General features: G+C 70.0%; 2 protein-coding genes and 1 pseudogene. 1 reads left to right on the top strand and 2 read right to left on the bottom strand.

The window, feature by feature from the left end:
* Positions 1-2,238: pseudogene (locus tag VBO01S_RS31060) on the bottom strand (hypothetical protein); the annotation flags it as partial.
* 298 nt (positions 2,239-2,536) lie between these two features.
* Here VBO01S_RS31060 and VBO01S_RS31055 point away from each other — a divergent pair.
* A complete protein-coding gene (locus VBO01S_RS31055; protein WP_062482964.1) occupies positions 2,537-2,971 on the top strand; it encodes a DUF1841 family protein in 435 nt (144 codons plus the stop codon).
* Between the two features lie 4 nt (positions 2,972-2,975).
* On the opposite strand, the gene VBO01S_RS31050 is transcribed toward VBO01S_RS31055, so the two are convergent.
* Positions 2,976-3,653: LysR substrate-binding domain-containing protein (locus tag VBO01S_RS31050; RefSeq protein ID WP_062482961.1), on the bottom strand; the 678-nt coding region annotated here is incomplete at its 5' end.

Raw genomic sequence — 3,653 nt, 5'->3', positions numbered from 1 at the left:
GTCGCCGCCGAGCAGGCCGCCGATGGGGCCGGCATCGCCGAGCAGGCCACCGACCAGGCCGTCGTCACCCAGCAGGCTACCCAACGGGCCGTCGCTGCCGAGCACACCGCCCAGCAGGCCGTCGTCGCTCAGCAGGCCGCCGACCAGGCCGTCGTTGCCGAGCAGGCCGCCGATGGGGCCGCCTTCGCCGATGACACCGCCGAGCAAGCCGCCCAGCAGGCCGTCGTCGCCGCCGAGCAGGCCGCCCAGCGGGCTGTCGGCGAGCAGGCCGGAGATCGCGCCGTCCTGGCCAAGCAGGTTGTCGATGAGGCCACCCTGGCCGAGCAGTTCGCCGGTGAGGCCTTCCGAGCCGGCCAGGCCGGCCAGCACGCCGTCGCCGCCGAGCAGGCCGCCCACGAGGCCGTCGTCACCCAGCAGGCCGCCCAGTGCGCTGTCGTCGCCGAGCAGGCCACCCAGCAGGCCCTCTGCACCGAGCAGGCCGCCAGTGAGGTTGCCGAGGGCGCCGTCGCCGAGCAGGCCGCCGACCAGGCCGTCCTCGCCGAGCACGGTGTCGAGCAGGCCGCCGACGGCGGTGTCTTCACCCAGCAGGCCGCCGACCAGGCCGTCCGGTGCCAGCAGGCCACCGACCAGACCGTCTTCGGCCAGCACGCCGGCCACGAGGCTGCCTTCGCCGAGCACGTTCTCGAGCAGGCCGCCCAGCGCGCCGTCGTCGCCCAGCAGCTGGTCGGTGACACCGCCCAGGCCGAGCGCGTCGGTGAGGCCGCTGACGATGCCGTTGTCGCCGACGAGGTTGCCCAGCGCGTTGTCGAGCGCGTCGGTCACGTAGTCGACCTGGTTGAGCAGGCCGTCCATGATGGCGCCGGCCGCACCCGCGCCGAGCAGCGGATCGAGCAGCGGGCTCAGCGTTTCGCCGAGCGGGTCGGTGATGCTGCCGACGGTGTCGTCCACCGGGTCGAACTGGTTCGGGTTGTTGGCCTGGAACTCTTCGCCAAGCAGCGGAGCGAGCACGTCGTCGACGACGTCGGTGAGGTTGTCGACCGTCTCCGACACCGGCGTGAGCGAGCCGCCGAGGCCCAGTGCGTCGTCGATGCCGTCGAGGGCGCCGCCCAGGATGCCGTCGGCGGGGTCGAGCAGGTGGTCGCCGTCTGCGTCGGAGTCGGAATCGCTGTCCGAGTCCGAATCGCTGTCGGAGTCCGAATCGGAGTCGCTATCCGAGTCACTGTCGGAGTCGGAATCCGAGTCGCTGTCCGAGTCCGAGTCCGAATCAGAGTCGGAGTCGCTGTCCGAATCGGAGTCGGAATCCGAGTCACTGTCGGAGTCGGAGTCGGAGTCGGAGTCGCTGTCGGAGTCAGAGTCGGAGTCGCTGTCGGAGTCAGAGTCGGAGTCGCTGTCGGAGTCAGAGTCGCTGTCGCTGTCCGAGTCGGAGTCCGAATCGCTGTCCGAGTCAGCATCGGAATCCGAGTCGCTATCCGAATCCGAGTCGCTATCCGAATCCGAGTCGCTATCCGAATCCGAATCCGAATCCGAATCCGAGTCAGAGTCGCTGTCCGAATCCGAGTCGCTGTCAGAGTCCGAGTCGGAATCCGAATCCGAGTCCGAATCAGCGTCCGCATCGGACTCACCGCCCGGGCCGCCCACGAACAGCGGGAAGCCGGTGGTGCCACCGTCGCCGCCACCGCCGCTCAGTGCAGCGCCCAGCGCCGCGGCGCCCAGGGCGCCCAGTGCGAATTCACCGAGGCCGATACCGCTGCCGGCCGCGGTCTTCTTGGTCACTGCCAGAGCGGCCGCATCGGCGTCGCTGTCCGGCGGGGTCACCTGCAGGTCGCCCGAGGCGACGTCCACATTCACTTGTTCGAGGCCGCCGGGCAGCTTGGTCGAGCCGATGGTCGCATCGGTGCCGCCGGTGAAGACGCCGGCCAGCGGCGCCTTGTTGGAGGCCGATCCGGGGAACAGCACGTTGGCCTGGCCGCCGTCCGGCACGATCACGCGGTCGCCGGCCATCAGGGTCTGATTGCCGTCCACCGGAATGCGGACACCCTCGCGCATCACTGCAACGCCGGGCGTAGCATTGGACAATGTGCCCACGCTGGGCGACGCCACGGCCGCAGGCGCGGCGGAGGCGCCGGCGCTGATGCCCGGCGTGCCGAGCGGCGTGACGGTGGCTTGGGCGAGAACCACGGGCGCGCCAGTGGCGGCGAGCCCTTCGGTCGAAACGGTCGATGCTTGTGGAGCGGTCATGGCAGCCTCTGTGACAAAAGATGCATCTACAGGGGCAACTTGCGTGCCGCTTTTCCGCCGCCGTGCCAACGCCGCGCCATCGGCGCTTCAAGTGATTGATTTGTATGGATATTTTTCTGAAAACTGCGCAACACACCGACCTCCGAAACAGCCCGTAAGGAGGTCAATTCGCGATTCGTTACGTAACGATGTAACGCCTCGTACCCGGAACGCCGGGCGTGTCGCGCGCACTTTCCACAGCCCTGGCGCCCACGCCGCGCCACCCGCTTTTTCTCTTTCCTTCTTCTCTCTTCTATATATGTTCAATCCCTCCCAGGAAGACGTGCGCCGCTTCTTCTGCGACGTGTACGCCAAGCACCGGCAGGGCCTGCCGATGGAGCCGCTGGAGACCATCGCGGCCGGCTGGATCGACGAGCACCCCGAGTACCACGAGGACCTGATCGACGCCGACGCGGCCGTGGCGCGGGTCTACGACGGATCGAACGGCCGCGAGAACCCGTTCCTGCATCTGTCGATGCACCTGTCGATCAGCGAGCAGTGCTCCATCGACCAGCCGCGCGGCATCCGCCAGGCGGTCGAGCTGCTGGCCGCGCGCCGCGGCTCGCTGCTGCATGCGCACCACGAGGCGATGGATTGCCTGGGCCAGATGATGTGGGAGAGCCAGCGCGCAGGGCGTCCCCCAGATGGCGATGGCTACGTAGCGTGCGTGCAGCGCCGGGCAACCAAGGACTGAGCGATCAGCCGGCGGCGCGCGGCGTTCCCTTTCGCGCCGGCAACGCGCCTTGCGCCTTCGCCGCTTCGCGCAGCAGCCCCGCCATCGCGGCGCGCAGCGGCGACGGCTCGGCCTCGCTGCGTTGCAGCAGGCCGACCGGCTCCTCGGTGCCGGTGGTATCGATGGGCAAGCGCACCAGGCGGCCATCGGCCAGCTCGCTGCGGGCGGCGCCCAGGGGCGTGATCCACACCGCGTCCGACACCGCCACCAGCGCGCGCGCTACCGCCACGTCGAGCGTCTGCAGGGCATTGCGCGGCAGCGCCAGGCCGCGCGCCGACAGGAAGCTCTCGGTGTTGTGGCGCGGGATCGTGCCCTCGCCGTACACCACCAGCGGATAGTCGAGCACCGCCTGCACCGGCGCCGGCTTGAGCGCGAGCGGATGGCCGGCGCGCACGGCGAACACCAGCGGCTCGGTGTGCAGCAGCTCGAAGCTCAGGCCGCCCATGAGGCGCGGGTCGCTCATGCGGCCCACCACGAGGTCGAGCTCGCCGGCGCGCAGCTCGTCGAGCAGCACGGCATTGGCCGCGCTCTTCACCAAGATCTGCACCGCCGGCCAGCCCTCGCGCAGCCGTGCCAGCGCCACCGGCAGCAGCGCGGGCGCCACGCTGGGCAAGGCGCCGATGCGCAGGCGCTCGATGCGCCC

Source organism: Variovorax boronicumulans NBRC 103145 (assembly GCF_001591345.1).
Lineage (GTDB): Bacteria > Pseudomonadota > Gammaproteobacteria > Burkholderiales > Burkholderiaceae_C > Variovorax > Variovorax boronicumulans.
Note: the sequence above shows the minus strand (reverse complement) of the source record. Positions and strands in the feature narration are given on the sequence as shown.

Bases quoted from the DNA above. Each gene is read 5' to 3' on its own strand.
- VBO01S_RS31055 (WP_062482964.1), top strand. From the start codon at position 2,537: ATGTTCAATCCCTCCCAGGAAGACGTGCGCCGCTTCTTCTGCGACGTG.